Raw genomic sequence first — 15,823 nt, forward strand, 5'->3', positions numbered from 1 at the left:
GCGCGTAAAGCGGGTAAACGTTCTTTTTCAACGCGGTGTCTCCCGTCAACTGCAAGCCAAGTGGCCAAACCGGATCAGTCGTTCGGCTATCCGCTGTGTTGCGGCATGTCGGGCTGTTTTGGCGGCAGCGGCCCAATGAACATGCGTTTAAGGCGCTCGCGGCCAATGACGCGCGCCAGTTCAGCGATGACGCAATACATGAATATCAAGGTGATCAACAGGATCTGAACCGCCCAGAAGCGAGGCCAGTTAATGGATGACCACAACAGCGCGTTGGCATCCATCACGCCAGCCGCCTCTTTCCAATACTCGTACAGACGCTCCAGGTAATGGACGATCAGCGCGACCAAGGCATACATGCAGGTCTTCCAGGCGACGTTCCAGATCAGCGGCTTGTCGGGAAAGCGATTGATGAAAGGCAGCATATCGGCCACCAGCACAGACTTGCCCAATATCAGCGCGGCGATCAGGACCGACGCTGAAACAGGCAGCTCCACCCCTGATCCTTTGATCATCAGCGCACGAATTAGCGCAACGATGTGCAGGATCACGAAAAAAAACACGGTGGGAGGAAGCACTTTCAGGAATTCATGTTTGAGCTTGAGCATGACCGTTTTCATCGGGGCATCCTTGAAACTTCGAGTCCGTGCATCAAACGCCGATGCCCCCTGCCGCGCAGCCACGGCAGGGGGAACATTCGGGCTATTTTTTCAAAGCCTTGAATGAACTGACCATGTCCTTGGCCCAGCCATCGAGCACGGCACGTGCGTCCGTGGCCTGCATGACCTGCGAGGAGTTCTCCAATTCAGTACCTGCTCCTTTGCGTACCACCTGGGCCACTACCTCGTTGGAGTTTCCGTCAATGAATGCGGCCTCGGTGGCCACGCTGGTGTCTTGATCGCGGATCCCCGTCGCCGTGCTGATGCCGGCGGCCACCAACGCGATCGGGATAACTTCATACGGGCGCAACCCCTTGGTTTTAGCGCTTACCCCAGTGATCGCAGGGCGCACCACCAGCACACCTGGCCCAGGGCTGGTCGCCAGCGGCAGCACGGTGGAAAACTGGTTTTTCAGCGCCTGATCGTAGTATTGGGTTATGCCTTGCAAGGTTTGCTGCGGAATTTTCGCAGTGGGTTGCGGCTTGGGATAAAACTGGCTGGGTTCGATATAGACGCTGGTAAATTGGTTGGCAGTGATGCCCGGCTTGATCCAGCGCATAACCTCCGCACCTGATGGTGACTTTTCCTCTTTGAGTTTGCTGTAGTCCTTCAGAAACCCGGAGTAATCATCAGGCTCCACGTATTTGCTCGCACAGCCATGCAGCAACAGCGATGCGAGGCACACGGTTGCAATAAGCGACCTACTTTTCATGCAACTTCTCCTTCCACGTTGAAGCGGTTATCGAGGATGAAAACCTTCAGAATCGCCACGTTGCACCGCCGCCGATGACGTGCAAGGCGGCGTTGTCGAAACTGCCTGACAACGTATCGCCGGAGCGTGCCTTGGTCTGCTCCACGTCCATATCGCCGAGCCAGAGCAGCGTGTAGGCCAGGTGCAGGTCCAAGCCTTCTTCAACCTTATAGTTCACCCCGGTCGCGAAGCGCCACGTCTCGCCCATCGGGTTGTCCACGGTGCGGTCCTTGTCATCGACGGCCGAGCTGTCATACCCCACCCCAACGCTCCAGCGCAGCTGGCGGGTCATTTGGTACTGCGCGCCGAGTGAGGCGTGCCAGGTATCCTTGTACTTGCGATCGACCGTGCGGCTGACACCGGCGGCATTGGCATCGACCTCCACGCCGATATCACCGAAATCGCTCCAGTCCTGCCAACCCACGCTGCCAAGCAACGTCCATTGCTCGTCCAACTGGTGGGCCACGCTGAACGTGGCGGTCTGCGGCACGTTCATGTCCAACGCCAGGGTGTCCACCGCCAAGCGGTTGAGCGCGGCGTTGATGAGGGGGTTGTTGATGCCGCTGACATGCGGGCTGTCCTCGAACTCCAGCTTCACCTTGCTGGTGTAGGCCAGGCCAATGCGCGTGCGGGGGTCGACCTGGTAGAGCACGCCCAGGTTTACACCCATGCCGAAGTCGGTGTCCTTGTATTCGAGCTGGCCATCGGGCCGCTCGACCAAACCCAGCAGGCTGTTGTTGACGGCCATCTCAGTGCGGTAATAGCCCAGCATCATGCGAGGGCCGATGCCGACAGTGAGGTCATCGGTGAACTTGTAGGCAAAGGTGGGTTGAAACGAGACGCCGATCACAGCCGCTTCCTGGGTGAAGTACCGCCCTGCCCAGTCGTCGTCGTAGTTCAGTGCCAGGCCGAAGTTGCCGTACAGGCCGAATCCGATCGCCGAACGGTCATCGAGCTGGTGGCTGATGAACAGGCTGGCGCCCGGTAGATACTGCAGAGCATTGCCGCCCTCGTTGCCGTCGAACTGGTTATTGCTGTCGCGTGAGTAACGCAGGTCGCCGAGGATGACCTGTGCGTTGGCGCTGACCTGCGTGCCGGGCAGCAAGGCGATGCCTGCCGGGTTGCTCATCAACACGCTGGGGTCTGTGGCGAGCGCCGCCGAGCCCGCGTTGGCCAGGCCGTTACTTTCCTGGCCGGCCTCATAGATGAAGATGCCTCCCGCTGACACGCCACTACTGTGCAAAGCCAATACCGTTATCGCCGCGGGAATCCACCCTTTCCCGTGCGCGATACGATTCGAAGTGGTCATCGTTCCTTGCTCCACACTTGGAATGGAACAGGACACCGATTGCTCAGTGCCCCGCCTGGCGCAGTCTGCGTCAACAGAGCAATCAGGGCGTCAAGGTCGGAAACCAGCTGTCTGGGTCTCTCTTGCGTTATTTGAGAACAGCCATTTCCAGTCCCTTTTGACCAATGCCCTACATCGTTTCGGCATAGCCTCTATGACGACTAGAGAGAGTAGACCGTGGTTTAGTACTCTGCTTCTCAGTGACGTCGTGTTTACGCAAGGGATCGATACTCATCATTGGCTTGAGGTCGCACGCGAGCACAACTCGCTGCTGTGCTCACCGTCGGCAGTGGTTGCGTCGGCTAATGGCTAGATCGCCGCAGGTGTTTTCACACAGCCTGGCCCCTTAGCGACCGCTCAGCCCTGAGAAGCTTGCACAGCACATATGAAAATACGTATATTCGGCTATCCATATATTCCGGTGCCGCCATGTTCACCCCGCCTGATGTCTTCAAATGCCTCTCCGACGAAACCCGTGCTCGGGCCACACTGTTGATTGCCAGTCTCGGTGAACTTTGCGTCTGCGAACTGATGTGCGCGCTGAACGACAGCCAACCTAAGATCAGCCGCCACCTCGCTCAGCTTCGCAGCAATGGCATGCTGCTCGATCGCAGGCAGGGCCAGTGGGTGTACTACCGCCTGAACCCGGAACTGCCCGCCTGGGTGCATGAAATGTTGCAGGTGACCTTGCAGGCCAACGCACAGTGGTTGGCAGATAACGCTCTGCGGCTGAAGAACATGGACGGCCGGCCCGTCCGTGATGCTGCCTGCTGCTGACCTACATCGAGCGAGGTATTCATGCTGGTCGCCATTGCAGTCTTTGTATTCACTCTCATCCTGGTCATCTGGCAACCGAGGGGGCTTGGTGTTGGCTGGAGTGCCACGCTCGGTGCGCTCATCGCCCTGGCAGCGGGTGCCGTTTCGCTGCACGATATCCCGACCGTGTGGGCCATTGTCTGGAATGCCACCGCCACCTTCATCGCTGTCATCATCATCAGCCTGCTGCTGGACGAGGCGGGTTTCTTCGAATGGGCCGCGCTGCACGTCGCGCGCTGGGCAAACGGCAGCGGCTACCGCCTGTTCGCCTTCTGCGTACTGCTGGGTGCCGCCGTGTCGGCGCTGTTCGCCAATGACGGTGCGGCACTGATCCTCACCCCTATCGTGATGTCAATGCTAGTGGCGCTACGCTTTTCGCCCGCCGCTACGCTGGCGTTCGTCATGGCCGCAGGCTTTATCGCCGACACGGCGAGCCTGCCGCTGGTAGTCTCAAACCTGGTGAACATCGTCTCCGCCGACTACTTCGAACTGGGCTTCAGCGAATACGCCTCGGTGATGGTGCCGGTGAATTTCGCCAGCGTGGCCGCCACCCTGCTGGTGCTGTTCCTGTTCTACCGCCGTGACATCCCTGAGCAGTACACGGTCGCTGCCCTGAAAGCGCCAAGTGAGGCGATCCACGACCGCGCCACCTTCAACGTCGGTGGCTGGGTGCTGCTGGTGTTGCTGATCGGGCTGTTCGCCCTGGAACCCCTGGGTATCCCGATCAGCGCGGTAGCCGCGGCCTGTGCGGCGATCCTCTTCGCCGTCGCCGCTCGCGGGCATCGCATCTCGACCCGTCGTGTGCTGCGCGAAGCGCCCTGGCAGGTGGTGATCTTCTCTCTCGGTATGTATCTGGTGGTCTACGGGCTGAAGAACGCCGGCCTCACCGATATGCTCACCCAGCTGCTCGATCGCCTTGCACAGCAAGGGCTTTGGAGTGCCGCCATCGGCACGGGGTTGATTGCTGCAGTGCTGTCCTCGGTCATGAACAACATGCCCAGCGTGCTAGTCGGCGCCTTGTCGATCCAGGCCAGCGAGGCGCAAGGGCTGGTGCGCGAGGCAATGATCTACGCCAACGTCATCGGCTGCGACCTCGGCCCGAAAATCACCCCTATCGGCAGCCTCGCCACGCTGCTGTGGTTGCACGTGCTGGAGCGCAAAGGCATGCGCATCACCTGGGGTTACTACTTCAAGGTCGGCATTGTGCTGACGCTCCCGGTTCTGTTGATCACCCTTTCGGCTCTGGCATTGCGCCTGAGCCTCTGACATCCGCCACGAAGCGGAGGAGCCTCTATGCGAGTCCTGTTCATGTGCACGGCCAACAGTTGCCGCAGCATCCTTTCCGAGGCCATGTTCAATCATTTGGCGCCTCACGGATTTGAAGCAGTCAGCTCCGGCAGCTTTCCCAAAGGCCAGGTGTTGCCTCGCAGCCTGACAACCTTGCAAGACGCCGGCATCTCGACCGATGGGCTGAGCAGCAAGGGCAATGACGCGTTCGAGGATTGCCCTCCTGACATCGTCATTACCGTTTGCGACAAGGCAGCCGGCGAAGCTTGCCCGGTCTATTTCGGCCCGGCCTTGAAATCGCATTGGGGGCTGGAGGACCCGTCCGATGTCGTGGGTGAGGCGGCGGCGGTCGACGCTGCGTTCCGCGCCACGCTGGCCCGCATCGCATCACGCTGCCAGGCATTCTTCGCACTGCCTTTCGATCACCTCGACCGTGACCAGCTCAAGCATGAGCTGGATCGCATCGGCACGCTTTGAGCGGGAGGAAACATGTCTGAGCACCTGCCCAATCTCGACCTGGCGCTGCTCGATGGGCCGCCAGCGGTAGCCCGTTCCAGCGAGCACAAACCGCGCATCCTGCTGCTGTATGGATCGACCCGTGAACGCTCCTTCAGCCGCTTGCTGGTGGAAGAAGCCGCACGCTTGCTGGAGCACTTGGGCGCCGAGACACGGGTCTTCAATCCGTCGGGGCTGCCGCTGCCTGATGATGTACCTGCCGAGCACCCCAAAGTGCAGGAACTGCGTGAGCTGATGCAGTGGTCGGAAGGCCAGGTCTGGTGCTCGCCAGAACGCCATGGTGCGATGTCTGCGGTATTCAAGGCGCAGATCGACTGGATTCCCCTGGCACTGGGTGCGGTGCGCCCTACTCAAGGCAAGACCCTGGCGGTCATGCAGGTGTGTGGCGGCTCGCAGTCGTTCAACGTGGTCAACCAACTGCGCGTGCTTGGGCGCTGGATGCGGATGTTCACCATCCCGAACCAGTCCTCGGTGCCCAAAGCCTACCTTGAGTTCGACGACGCCGGGCGGATGAAGCCCTCGCCGTACTACGATCGCGTGGTGGATGTCATGGAGGAACTGGTGAAGTTCACCGTCCTGCTGCGCGACCGCCAGGCGTTCTTGGTAGACCGTTATTCGGAGCGCAAGGAAAACGCAGAGCAACTCTCTGCCCGTGTGAACCAGCGCTCGATCTGAAGCTTTGAGCGGGATGGACGAGACTGGACAACGCCGCGTTTCTTTGGGTCGACAACAGTTGCTCGCCAATGGCAGCAAACACCCAAAGCCGGCGTTGGTAACCGGGGCCGCTTCGCAGCCCATCGCCGGCAAGCGCGGCTCCCACAGGTACAGCGTATGCCCTGAGGCTGGTGATATCTTGTGAGCCGGCTTGCCGGCGATGCCTGCTAACAACCCGCTCTCCCAAAGGAACTGAAATACATGACGGATCAACCGAGACCTATTCCCCTTGTTATCCTTGACGTTCAAGACGCCATTGATCGCCCGAACTGGGATGGAAAAAATAATCCTGGATATTTGGCAGTGATCCAACGCCTTCTCGGCCTTTGGCGGTCAAACGGCTGGCCGGTTCTTCACGTGAAGCACGATGAACGGACCCCTACATCCAGCTACTACGTCCATGGCCCGTGGAATGGCATCAAAAACGAGGTGGCCCCGGTTGAGGGAGAAACCGTCATTATCAAGCAGGAAAACTGCGCATTCATCGGCACCGAATTGGATGCCATTCTTACAAGAATGCGCGTAGAGCGTTTGGTGCTGACGGGCGTTGTCATTCATAACAGCATTGACGCCACAGTCCGTGCGGGAAAAGCACTTGGATACAGCATCGTCCTTCCCTCAGACGCGACAACAGCTGTACCAGTCCTCGGGCCGCATGGAAAGTCGTGGGATGCCACAACCGTTCATGAGCTGACCTTGGCAATACTCGGTGATGAATACGCCGATGTCATGTCGTCGGATGAAGTGATCGCACAACTCACCTAATGAAGAATGATGGGATCTACTGATGTGCGAGCAGTAGATCTCTCCTGAAGCCCAGCCCCCTGCACTGCACGCCCCTGCTAATGGATCAAGTACTTATAAACTCTGGGTCGGAAGCAGCCGCTGAGGGGACGCTCTACTGGCCCTGCCGATCAGCATCAGCCCGATGCTGGTTCTCTCCCTGCGCGGCTCGCAACCTTCAGGCAGGCGGTGTACCTGTAGGAGCCGCGCTTGCCGGCGATGGGCTGCGAAGCGGCCCTGCTCAGAGCATGTTGATTGCCGCACGCAACGCCAGCAGGTAGGTTTCGACACCAAACCCGCAGATCTGCCCTCGCACCACCTCGGCAAACACCGAGTGATGGCGGAACGGCTCCCTGGCATGGATGTTAGACATGTGCACTTCAACCACCGGCACTTCGATAATGGCCAGTGCATCACGAATGCCGTAGCTGTAGTGGGTCCAGGCGCCGGCATTGATCAGCACCGCATCCACCCGGTCCTCATAGGCCTGATGGATACGTTCGCACAGGGCGCCTTCGAAGTTGCTCTGGAAGCTCTCGACCTGCGCCCCCAGCTCCTCGCCCAGGGCCTGCAACGCCTGGTCGATGTCTGCCAGGGTCGCCGTGCCGTACTGGCGCGGGTCGCGCTTGCCGAACATGTTGTGGTTGATGCCATGCAGCATCAGTACTTTGGCGACCATCGACCTACTCCAGGGGAATCGTCAGCTGATCGATCACCGCACGTGTGTCGGGCCGCACCCCGCGCCACCAGGCGAACGCCTCGGCGGCCTGCTCCACCAACATGCCGACGCCATCGGCCAGGCGCGCCTGGCCCTGCTCGCGCGCCAGGCGCAGGAACGGCGTGAGGCCTTTGCCATAGGCCAGCTCATAGGCCATGCGCGCTTCGCCCAGCACATCCGCCGGCAGTGGCGGTAAATCCGCGGTCAGGCTCGCCGAGGTGGCGTTGACCACGATGTCGAACGATTGCCCTTCCAGCTCTTCGTAGCGGCTGATGCGCAGACGCGGGTGATCGAGCTCGTTACGCACCGTCAGCGCCTTGGCCATGTCACGGTTCGCGATCACCAGCTCACATGGCCCCGCCTGCAGGAACGGCAGCAACGCCCCGCGCACCGCACCGCCGGCGCCCAGCAGCAGCACACGGCGGTTGCGCAGCGGCTCGCCAAGGTTCTCCTCGATGTCGCGCAGCAAACCGATGCCATCGAAGTTCTCGGCAATGATGCAGCCGTCCTCGAACTTCAGCGCATTGGCCGCCCGTGCCAGTTGCGCCCGCTCACTGCGCTGGCTGGCCAGTTCGAAGGCACGCAGCTTGAACGGGGCGGTGATGTTCATGCCCTTCCCGCCTTCACTACGAAACTGCAGCACCTGGGCTTCGAAGTCATCCAGCGAGCCTTCGATAGCCCCGTATTCCATCTGCTGGTTGCTGACCTGGGCGAACAGGCCATGAATCAACGGGGATTTGGTGTGGTTGATCGGCCGGCCGATCACTGCGTAGCGGTCGCTCATCGTGCATCTCCGTGGGTAAACAGCACACCATCCGCCTGCAGGACGGCGATTTCTTCAGGGCTGAAGCCAAGCCCGGCAGCCACTTCGGCGTTGTGCTGGCCAAGGTCCGGGGCGACTTGGTGGATCGTGGTATCGCAGTCGGAAAAGCGGAACGGCAGGTTGGGCAGGCGCAGCGTGCCGTAGCGTGGATGCTGCTGCTCGATGACCATGTTGCGTGCCTGGATCTGCGGGTCGGCCAGCACTTCGTCGATGCGCTGGACCTTGGCACTGGGGATGTCGATGGCATCGAGCAACGCCAGAATCTCAGCCACCCGACGCGCGCCGACCCAGTCGCGGACCACCGCCAGGATCGCCTCGCGGTGGGCGTTGCGGCCGTTGAGGCTGTGGTAGCGCTGGTCGCTGCCGAACCCGGGCGGGCCGCCGTTGGCTTCGAGCATGGCCGCGAAGCGCCGCCAGGCATCGTCGACCTGGGCGGCGATCACCAGGTCGCCGTCGGCGGCGCGGAACACGCCGTAAAGGGTCGAGGTGGGCATGTCGTGGCCAGTCTGCTGGGGCAATACCGTGCCACCGGACAGCGTGTAGCACTGCACCGCGTATTCGTGCATCGACACCAGGGTGTCGTACAGGGCCATGTCGATGTGCTGGCCACGGCCACTGCTCACGCGGCCGAGCAGCGCGGCATTGATCGCCGCCACCGCATGGATGCCGGTGTACATGTCGCCCAGGGAAATACGCAGCAGCGGCGGCGCCTCACCCGGCACGCCAACCATCTGCATGATCCCGCTCTTGGCCTCGGCGATCAGGCCGAAGCCGGCGCGGTGGGCGTCCGGCCCGGTGTGCCCGTAGGCGGAAATCGAGCAGTACACCAGACCCGGGTTGCGCGCCGACAGCTCGGCGTAACCCAGGCCCAGCTTGTCCAGAGCGCCGGGGCGATAGTTTTCGATGAACACATCGGCCGAATCGGTCAGGCGTTGCATGAAGGCTTTGCCACGCGGGTCCTTCATATTGACGCTGACGCCCTGCTTGCCCATGTTCAGTTGCAGGAAGTAGCCGCTCTGCTGATCATCCAGGGTAAACGCATGCTGGCGGCCGGCATCGCCGCTGCCCGGCCGTTCGACCTTGATCACCTCGGCACCCAGCGCCGCCAGGCAGCGCCCCACATAAGGACCGGCGAGGAAGTGGCTGTAGTCGATGACGCGGATACCCGCCAATGGCAATGCCTGGCTCATGCGTCTGCCCTCCTCGGCACCATCAGGCGGTGCTCGCCGCGCTGCACGACCTCGCCATTCTGGTTGATCAGTTCCGACGGCAGTACCACGATGCCCCAGCCCGGGCGGCTTTTGCTGGGACGCATCGCCCCCACGCGCATGCGTACATGCAGCACATCGTTGACCTTGATCGGCAGCACGAAATCCCAGGTCCAGCCCAGCGACATACCCGGCACGAAGCGGTATTCACATTGGGTCTTCAGGCCGTCGGCGATCGACAACCCGAACAAGCCGTGGGCGACCAGGCAGCCGAAATGGCTGGCATTGGCGTATGCCTCATCGACATGGACCGGGGTGTGGTCGCCGGTAAGGTCGGCGTAGGCCAGGATGCGCTCGCGAGTTACCGTGTAGGTGGGGCTGAGGCATTCATCGCCTTCGCGTGCATCGTCCCAGAATTTTTCCACTACGCTCATGCCGATACCTCCGCACGCGGGTCGATGGCCAGTGCCTGGGCGACGCATTTGGCCGGCGAGGCCTGGATGAACTCAACCGCCAAACCGTCGGGCAGGCGCAGCCAGTTGCGGCCCTGAGGCATTTCGCTGACACCGAAGCGCTGGGCTGTGGCCAGGGCGGCTTCCAGGTCCTCGCACATGATGCCCAGGCGCGCCATGCGACCCTCCGGCCCGGCGAAGTCAGGCTGGTGAATGAACTGCAGGCCGCCCAGCGTCCAGTACTGCGTCGGCTGCTCGACGTCGCCCTGCACTTCCCGCATGGTCATACCGCACACTTCGTTGAAAAAACGGATATGCCACTGAATGTCCCGCACCCAGAAGGCAACGTGTTCGAGATAGGCTTTCGGCTGGCTCATGGAGTGTCCCTTTTCTGGTGATCGGCCATCGCGCGTTCGATGCCCTTGATACAGGCCACCAAGGTCGCGTTGACGGGGGTGGCAACGCCATGGCGCTGGCCCCAGCGCACGACGGAGCCGTTGATGAAATCGATTTCGGTGATCGAGCCCTTTTCCAGGCTTTGCAGCATCGAGGTACGAAAGCTGGCCGGCAGGCCCTCGGCAGCCAGCGTCCATGCCGCTTCGGGACTGGTCAGGCTCAGGCGAATGCCCGCCCGTTCGGCAACGGCGATGGCCTCGGCCACGGCAGCCTTTGCCGTGCTTTCCAGCAACGGCTCGCTGTACAGCTGCCCATAGCTGAGCATGGTGATGCCGCTCAACGCGCCCGTCGCGACGTTGACCAGCAGCTTGTCCCACATGGTGCCGAGGATGTTGTCACTGACCGTGGTGGCCAGCCCGGCGTTGTTGAAAGCTTCGGCGATGGCCTGCACGCGCGGGGTCAGCTGGCCGTCGAGCTCGCCAATGAAGGTTTGTTTACCGACGACACCGGCGCTGATCGAGCCCGGGGCGAGCAGCACGCCGCCGACATAGGTCTTGCCAGCAAGCACCCGCTCGCGGCCCACCGCCTCGGCCAGGATGTCCTCGTGGCCAAGGCCGTTCTGCAGCGACAGCACCAGCGTCTGCGGCCCGATCAGCGCGGCGGCACCGGCGATGGCCTCGGCGGTGTGAAACGACTTCACCAACACCACCACCAGGTCGGTCACGCCGACGTCCTCGGCTTCGATGGCCGCGTTGACCGGTACATAGCGCTCGCCCCGCTCGTCCTGAACCCGCAGGCCCTCGTGGTTCATCGCCTCGACGTGTGCGCGGCCGCGGTTCAACAGCCAGGTTTCATGCCCTGCCTCGCTCAGGGCCGCACCGATGGCGCAACCCAGTGCACCGGCACCCAGAATGCAGATTTTCACGTCGCAGACCTCCTGTGATTTGCAATCACCTTATGCAGCGGGGATTATTTGCGCTATACAATGACCTCAATAAGCCTATTGAGATTGTTAATAATGACGACCCTGGAGGCCCTGCCCGAGCCCAAGCTGCTGCAACTATTCGACGTGCTGTACCACTGCCGCAGCGTGACCCGCGCCGCCGAGCAGTTGGGGCAGAGCCAGCCGACCATCAGCATCTGGCTGGCGCGCCTGCGCGAACAATTGAACGACCCACTGTTCGTGCGCACGCCGGGCGGCATGGCCCCGACCCCCCGCGCCGACCAGCTGATAGGGCCGTGCCGCGAGGTGCTGGAATCGCTACGTCGGCTGACCGCCTGGGAGCCGCAGTTCATCGCCGCCACCGCGCAGCGGCGATTTCGCCTGTGTGTCAGCGATGCCAGCCACATCACCTTGCTGCCCAGCATCCTCAACCATTTGCGCAAGCATGCGCCGGGCATACGCCTGGAGGCGGCGCGGATCGATGGCAATACCGAGAGTGCCCTGGAATCGGGCGAAGCGGACCTGGCCATCGGCTTCGTGCCCTGGCTGGGAGGGGGGATGTATCAGCAGGTGCTGTTCGAGCAGGACTGGGTGTGCCTGAGCAACCCGCAGCATCCGCGCCTGGGCAAGGGCATGAGCCTGGAGCGGTATCGGGCCGAGGGGCATGTGCAGATCAGTTTCGGCACCGGGCAGAAGCTGCTGGAAGCGGGATTGGCGCGGGCCGGGATCGAACGGCGAATCATGCTGGAGCTGCCGGCGTTTCTCGGCTTAGGGATGATAATCGGGACTACCGATCTACTCGCCACCTTGCCGCGGCATATCGGCCGGACACTGGCCGACATGCATGGGCTGCAGGTCCATGACTGCCCGTTCGAAGTTGAAGGGTTCACAGTCAAACAGCATTGGCATGCCCGATATCATCAGGACAGTGGAAACCGGTGGTTGAGGGAAGTCGTTCGCGGATTGTTTCAGTCCGCAAGCCAGGCATGACGTTGTTTCGACTTAGAGCGCGCATGTGGTTCAAGCAGTGTGCTCTGGCCAAGCACATCTTCGCTAAAGGCGACGTTCAGTCGTCAGCGGCCACTCGCGAAGAACTGCGTTAAACCCGATGCAGGCATTTGTAACCGGGGCCGCTTGCTGGCCATTGCCAGCAAGCGGGGCCCCCACAACAGCATTCTGAAGCCTCTCGAAATGGAGGCTATAGACATGAACGCTGCGAGCAGCGCTACACGACAGGTTTGGAAGAGGCGCCTTGCTCGACCAGTCCCCGCCAAGTTTGATAGCTAGGGCGCTTCTGCATTTTGGCATGCCATGCCCGCAACGCATCGCACTCTTCTGGTATCGGCAGTTTTACCAACGAGGCGAAGATCATGCCGCCCAGTACGGCGATGTCCGCCATGGAAAACTTGTTGCCGGCAACGTACGGCTGACCTTTGAGCAGATTGTCGAAATAACGCATACCTCGGATCGCCTTCTCCCCCATTTTCGCGCCCCACTCGGCGTTCTGATACAACTCGACCTTTGGGCCCAAGCCTGGAGTGGCGTGGTGAAAATAGACGCTCACGGCATCAAGGAATTCGATTTCAGCACGCTTGGTCATCATATGGATCAACCCCTTCTCTAGAGGCGTCTCGCCTGTTAGCACCGGCTTGCCGTCCAGGCTGTCCAGATACTGAGTAATTGCGGTGCATTCGGCGATCAACGTCCCATCCTGTAGCTCAAGTACCGGGAGGGTGCCGGAGTAGTTGATAGCAAGGAACTCAGGTTCCTTGTGCTCGCCGGTCCACAGGTTTACCGAAACGAACTCAATAGTCGGCAACAGTCCTTTTTCGGCCAGAGCGATGCGTACCCGAGCGGGGTACGGACCATCGAACCAGTCATGGATTTTCATCGGGGAAATGGTCGAAGCGCTAACGCGTTGCTGTGTAGAAGTCATACTGGATTCCCCTACCTATCAGTTGGTAGGTAAAGACTGGGCCAGATTTTTCGCTATGTCAACACCCTACCTGTCAATTGGCAGGCAACCCTTCAATGAGTACAATGGCTAGCACACAGGTTCTGAATGCAAGGTGAGGATTAAGTCGTGAGTGAAAACGCCCGGGAGGCCATCTTGGCTGCGGCGAGATCCGCAGCACAGCTTCATGGATACAGCGGTATCAATTTCCGAAGCATTGCCGAAGAGGTCGGAATAAAAAACGCAAGCATCTACTACCACTTCGCAAGCAAAGCGGATTTAGGCGCTGCCGTCGCAGAACGCTATTGGCAAGACACGCTGGCGATGCTTGAAGAGATACGGGCGTCGGGCAATGATCCGCTCAAGTGCTTGCAATTGTATCCCTCCATCTTTCGTAAATCTTTGAAGGACCACAACCGGCTCTGCCTGTCTAGCTTCATGGCCGCAGAATATGAAGATCTGCCTGACCAAGTATCCAAAGAAGTCAGGAAATATGCGGACATCAATGTGAGATGGCTTGCCGAAGTGCTAGCAGATGCTGGTTGGGACGTTGGGCCAGCCTGTGAGCGTCGTGCCCGCGCGATTTACACCGCGGTTGCTGGTGCGCAGCTCATTGCGCGTACTTCAGCAGACATCAATCTATTTGACGATCTGATGTTGAGCTACCAGGAAGCAGGATTGATTCCAGCTTGATTGCTCAACACAGTCATCCTGCGCTTGTAGCCGATCGAGCGGCGGCCAACAATTGAGTTTTCTGCATCGCTGGTTGAGGTTCTCCGCCTTCAGGTATGCCTCGGGCGCACTTTGTCTGTGCCTGAAGCCGGTCACTAGGCAACAACGTCAACGTGGTGACAGCAAGATTTACGATGCTCATGAAAAGCCTATGTCAATCGAAGCGGCCGCTCAATGAGCACCGAACGGAAAATCGAATCGATCTCCCCAGGCTCACACTTCCATCTAGCCAGGTCATGGGCCGACAGGGTCTCGACCATGCCAAACCATGGCACTGCGCCAGTTTCAGACGACGCACAGACATGCCCATGATGTGACCTAGCGTACGGTCGAAATTAGCATAATCCAGGCGCTGCATGCCCTAGGGCACGGTATCGCCGGACAGGTCGTTGAAAGGCTCCAGGTCTGGCAGATGGATCGCGTACCAGGCGCAAGCACCAAGTTACCAAGCACTTCCTCCCACAGAGCTATGACCAGTCTCCAGGCCTGTGCAGTACCTGTGGGAGCCGGGCTTGCCGGCGATGGGCCGCGAAGCGGCCCCGATCACAAATGTTAGTCTTGGGTCGTACTGTTCAGACGTGAATGACCACTATCGACCCATAGCTGCCTTCAAAAAGGCAGCTAACGGCCAGAGGCTGCCATCGAAGTATCCGGGAGACAGGGCGTACAAGCGAACACTGTGGAGAGGCGTAAGCTCGTTTTCGCACAGCAGCTCGTACTCCCGGTCTTTCCTTACACCACGACCTGTTTCGCAAATAGCGCGTCGACCATAAAGTCGATAAAAACACGAAGCTTAGGCGCAAGATGCTTGCTAGATGGCCAGAGCAACCGGAAGGTGCCTTGGTGTTCGATGTATGTGTCCAACACAGAGTCCAGCTCTCCTCGTTCGATGGCCTGCCGCACCATGAAGTCCGGTAGGCATGCGATGCCTAGGCCCGCTAATGCTATATCCATCAACCCGGCAGAGGTGTTGCATATCATCGAGGCAGGCATTGTGAATTCTGGCGTGCCTTTAGTGCGCTTCAAGGGCCACGGCTCAAGTTTCCCAGAAGTGGGGAACCTGTGCTGCAAGCAGGCGTGGTGCGCCAGATCGGTAGGAACCTCGGGCGGCCTGCGGCTCGCCAGGTAGCGGGGCGAGGCAACAAGTTGCAGCCGGTAGCTTCCGAGCGAACGTGACATGAGGCGCGAATCGGTCGGTTCGCCGGTACGCATAACGACGTCGAAGCCTTCCTCGATCACGTCCACCATGCGATCCGAGAAATCAATGTCCAACTCGATGGCCGGGTAGCGGTGCATGAAGGCAGTCAGCGCGGGCATGACCAGCGTTTGGACCAGGGGCAGACTAATGCGCAGCCGCCCCTTTGGCGCTTGCTGGGTTTCGGAGAGTTCCAGTTCGGCCGCCTCGACTTCGCACAGAATTCGTCGACAGCGTTCGAGGAACAGCGCGCCCTCGGCGGTCAACGTGATGCTGCGCGTGCTGCGATGAAACAGACGCACGCCCAGTCGATCTTCCAGCCGCGACACGCTTTTCCCTACGGCCGACGAGGACACCCCAAGGCTGCGCCCAGCCTCGGAAAAGCTGCGGGTTTCTGCCGCCTGCACAAAGAAAGCTATGCCGTTGAGGGATTCCAAAGCGTTGCCTATTTATGAATATTTGTCCGATATGTTCTGAACATTAGCATTATTGTCTTGTATCGGAAATATTCTCAGCATAACGGCCTAC

The 15,823-nt window shown here is 60.3% G+C and carries 18 protein-coding genes; 7 read left to right on the forward strand and 11 right to left on the reverse strand.

Annotation, left to right across the window (positions count from 1 at the left end):
- Positions 1-86: 86 nt before the first annotated feature.
- The 3 genes from ACIPZH_RS10555 to ACIPZH_RS10565 all read right to left on the reverse strand — a co-directional run bounded on the left by ACIPZH_RS10555 (position 87) and on the right by ACIPZH_RS10565 (position 2,719).
- A complete protein-coding gene (locus tag ACIPZH_RS10555) occupies positions 87-620 on the reverse strand; it encodes a hypothetical protein (RefSeq protein ID WP_400636132.1) in 534 nt (177 codons plus the stop codon).
- An 82-nt stretch (positions 621-702) separates the two neighbouring features.
- Positions 703-1,371, reverse strand: a complete 669-nt coding sequence (locus ACIPZH_RS10560) for a DUF3313 domain-containing protein (RefSeq protein ID WP_241805247.1) — start codon at positions 1,369-1,371, stop codon at positions 703-705.
- A gap of 46 nt (positions 1,372-1,417) precedes the next feature.
- Entirely contained in the window at positions 1,418-2,719 is a 1,302-nt protein-coding gene (locus ACIPZH_RS10565; RefSeq protein ID WP_400636133.1) for an OmpP1/FadL family transporter, read from the reverse strand.
- Positions 2,720-3,187: 468 nt separating this feature from the next.
- On the opposite strand from ACIPZH_RS10565, the gene ACIPZH_RS10570 reads away from it, so the two are divergent.
- From ACIPZH_RS10570 to ACIPZH_RS10590, 5 genes are all read left to right on the forward strand, one after another.
- Complete coding sequence (locus ACIPZH_RS10570; protein WP_241805248.1) at positions 3,188-3,535, forward strand: metalloregulator ArsR/SmtB family transcription factor; 348 nt, start codon at positions 3,188-3,190, stop codon at positions 3,533-3,535.
- A gap of 21 nt (positions 3,536-3,556) precedes the next feature.
- A complete protein-coding gene (locus tag ACIPZH_RS10575) occupies positions 3,557-4,840 on the forward strand; it encodes an arsenic transporter (RefSeq protein WP_400626722.1) in 1,284 nt (427 codons plus the stop codon).
- Between the two features lie 27 nt (positions 4,841-4,867).
- On the forward strand, positions 4,868-5,338 hold the full coding sequence (locus ACIPZH_RS10580) for an arsenate reductase ArsC (protein ID WP_400636134.1): 471 nt from the start codon (positions 4,868-4,870) through the stop codon (positions 5,336-5,338).
- A 12-nt stretch (positions 5,339-5,350) separates the two neighbouring features.
- A complete protein-coding gene (arsH, locus tag ACIPZH_RS10585; RefSeq protein WP_400636135.1) occupies positions 5,351-6,052 on the forward strand; it encodes an arsenical resistance protein ArsH in 702 nt (233 codons plus the stop codon).
- Between the two features lie 240 nt (positions 6,053-6,292).
- A complete protein-coding gene (locus ACIPZH_RS10590) occupies positions 6,293-6,856 on the forward strand; it encodes an isochorismatase family protein (protein WP_400636136.1) in 564 nt (187 codons plus the stop codon).
- 259 nt (positions 6,857-7,115) lie between these two features.
- On the opposite strand, the gene aroQ is transcribed toward ACIPZH_RS10590, so the two are convergent.
- Genes aroQ through ACIPZH_RS10620 form a run of 6 tightly spaced genes read right to left on the reverse strand, consistent with a single transcriptional unit; the run spans position 7,116 to position 11,396 of the window.
- Positions 7,116-7,553 carry a type II 3-dehydroquinate dehydratase gene (gene aroQ, locus ACIPZH_RS10595; RefSeq protein ID WP_400626730.1) on the reverse strand — a complete coding sequence of 146 codons (438 nt, stop codon included), beginning with the start codon at positions 7,551-7,553 and terminating at the stop codon, positions 7,116-7,118.
- A 4-nt stretch (positions 7,554-7,557) separates the two neighbouring features.
- Positions 7,558-8,376: a shikimate dehydrogenase gene (gene aroE / locus ACIPZH_RS10600; RefSeq protein WP_400636137.1), complete on the reverse strand. Its 819-nt coding sequence runs from the start codon at positions 8,374-8,376 to the stop codon at positions 7,558-7,560.
- On the reverse strand, positions 8,373-9,605 hold the full coding sequence (locus ACIPZH_RS10605) for a CaiB/BaiF CoA transferase family protein (protein ID WP_400636138.1): 1,233 nt from the start codon (positions 9,603-9,605) through the stop codon (positions 8,373-8,375). The genes aroE and ACIPZH_RS10605 overlap by 4 nt, the downstream gene beginning before the upstream one ends.
- Positions 9,602-10,057 carry a MaoC family dehydratase gene (locus ACIPZH_RS10610; protein WP_241805265.1) on the reverse strand — a complete coding sequence of 152 codons (456 nt, stop codon included), beginning with the start codon at positions 10,055-10,057 and terminating at the stop codon, positions 9,602-9,604. The genes ACIPZH_RS10605 and ACIPZH_RS10610 overlap by 4 nt, the downstream gene beginning before the upstream one ends.
- The gene (locus tag ACIPZH_RS10615) at positions 10,054-10,452 is read right to left on the reverse strand and encodes a VOC family protein (protein ID WP_400636139.1); all 399 of its coding nucleotides are present in this window, start codon (positions 10,450-10,452) and stop codon (positions 10,054-10,056) included. The genes ACIPZH_RS10610 and ACIPZH_RS10615 overlap by 4 nt, the downstream gene beginning before the upstream one ends.
- The gene (locus ACIPZH_RS10620; RefSeq protein ID WP_400636140.1) at positions 10,449-11,396 is read right to left on the reverse strand and encodes a ketopantoate reductase family protein; all 948 of its coding nucleotides are present in this window, start codon (positions 11,394-11,396) and stop codon (positions 10,449-10,451) included. The genes ACIPZH_RS10615 and ACIPZH_RS10620 overlap by 4 nt, the downstream gene beginning before the upstream one ends.
- 93 nt (positions 11,397-11,489) lie before the next feature.
- Here ACIPZH_RS10620 and ACIPZH_RS10625 point away from each other — a divergent pair, with 93 nt between their 5' ends.
- A complete protein-coding gene (locus tag ACIPZH_RS10625; protein ID WP_241805268.1) occupies positions 11,490-12,404 on the forward strand; it encodes a LysR family transcriptional regulator in 915 nt (304 codons plus the stop codon).
- A 235-nt stretch (positions 12,405-12,639) separates the two neighbouring features.
- Here ACIPZH_RS10625 and ACIPZH_RS10630 read toward each other — a convergent pair whose 3' ends face one another.
- Positions 12,640-13,350 (reverse strand): glutathione S-transferase, encoded by a 711-nt coding sequence (locus ACIPZH_RS10630; protein ID WP_400636141.1) that lies wholly within the window; start codon positions 13,348-13,350, stop codon positions 12,640-12,642.
- Positions 13,351-13,497: 147 nt separating this feature from the next.
- Here ACIPZH_RS10630 and ACIPZH_RS10635 point away from each other — a divergent pair, with 147 nt between their 5' ends.
- Positions 13,498-14,061 carry a TetR/AcrR family transcriptional regulator gene (locus ACIPZH_RS10635; RefSeq protein ID WP_400636142.1) on the forward strand — a complete coding sequence of 188 codons (564 nt, stop codon included), beginning with the start codon at positions 13,498-13,500 and terminating at the stop codon, positions 14,059-14,061.
- A 771-nt stretch (positions 14,062-14,832) separates the two neighbouring features.
- On the opposite strand, the gene ACIPZH_RS10640 is transcribed toward ACIPZH_RS10635, so the two are convergent.
- Positions 14,833-15,732: a LysR family transcriptional regulator gene (locus ACIPZH_RS10640; RefSeq protein WP_400636143.1), complete on the reverse strand. Its 900-nt coding sequence runs from the start codon at positions 15,730-15,732 to the stop codon at positions 14,833-14,835.
- Positions 15,733-15,823 lie beyond the last annotated feature (91 nt).

It is taken from the genome of Pseudomonas sp. NPDC089758 (assembly GCF_044748705.1).
GTDB lineage: Bacteria > Pseudomonadota > Gammaproteobacteria > Pseudomonadales > Pseudomonadaceae > Aquipseudomonas > Aquipseudomonas putida_X.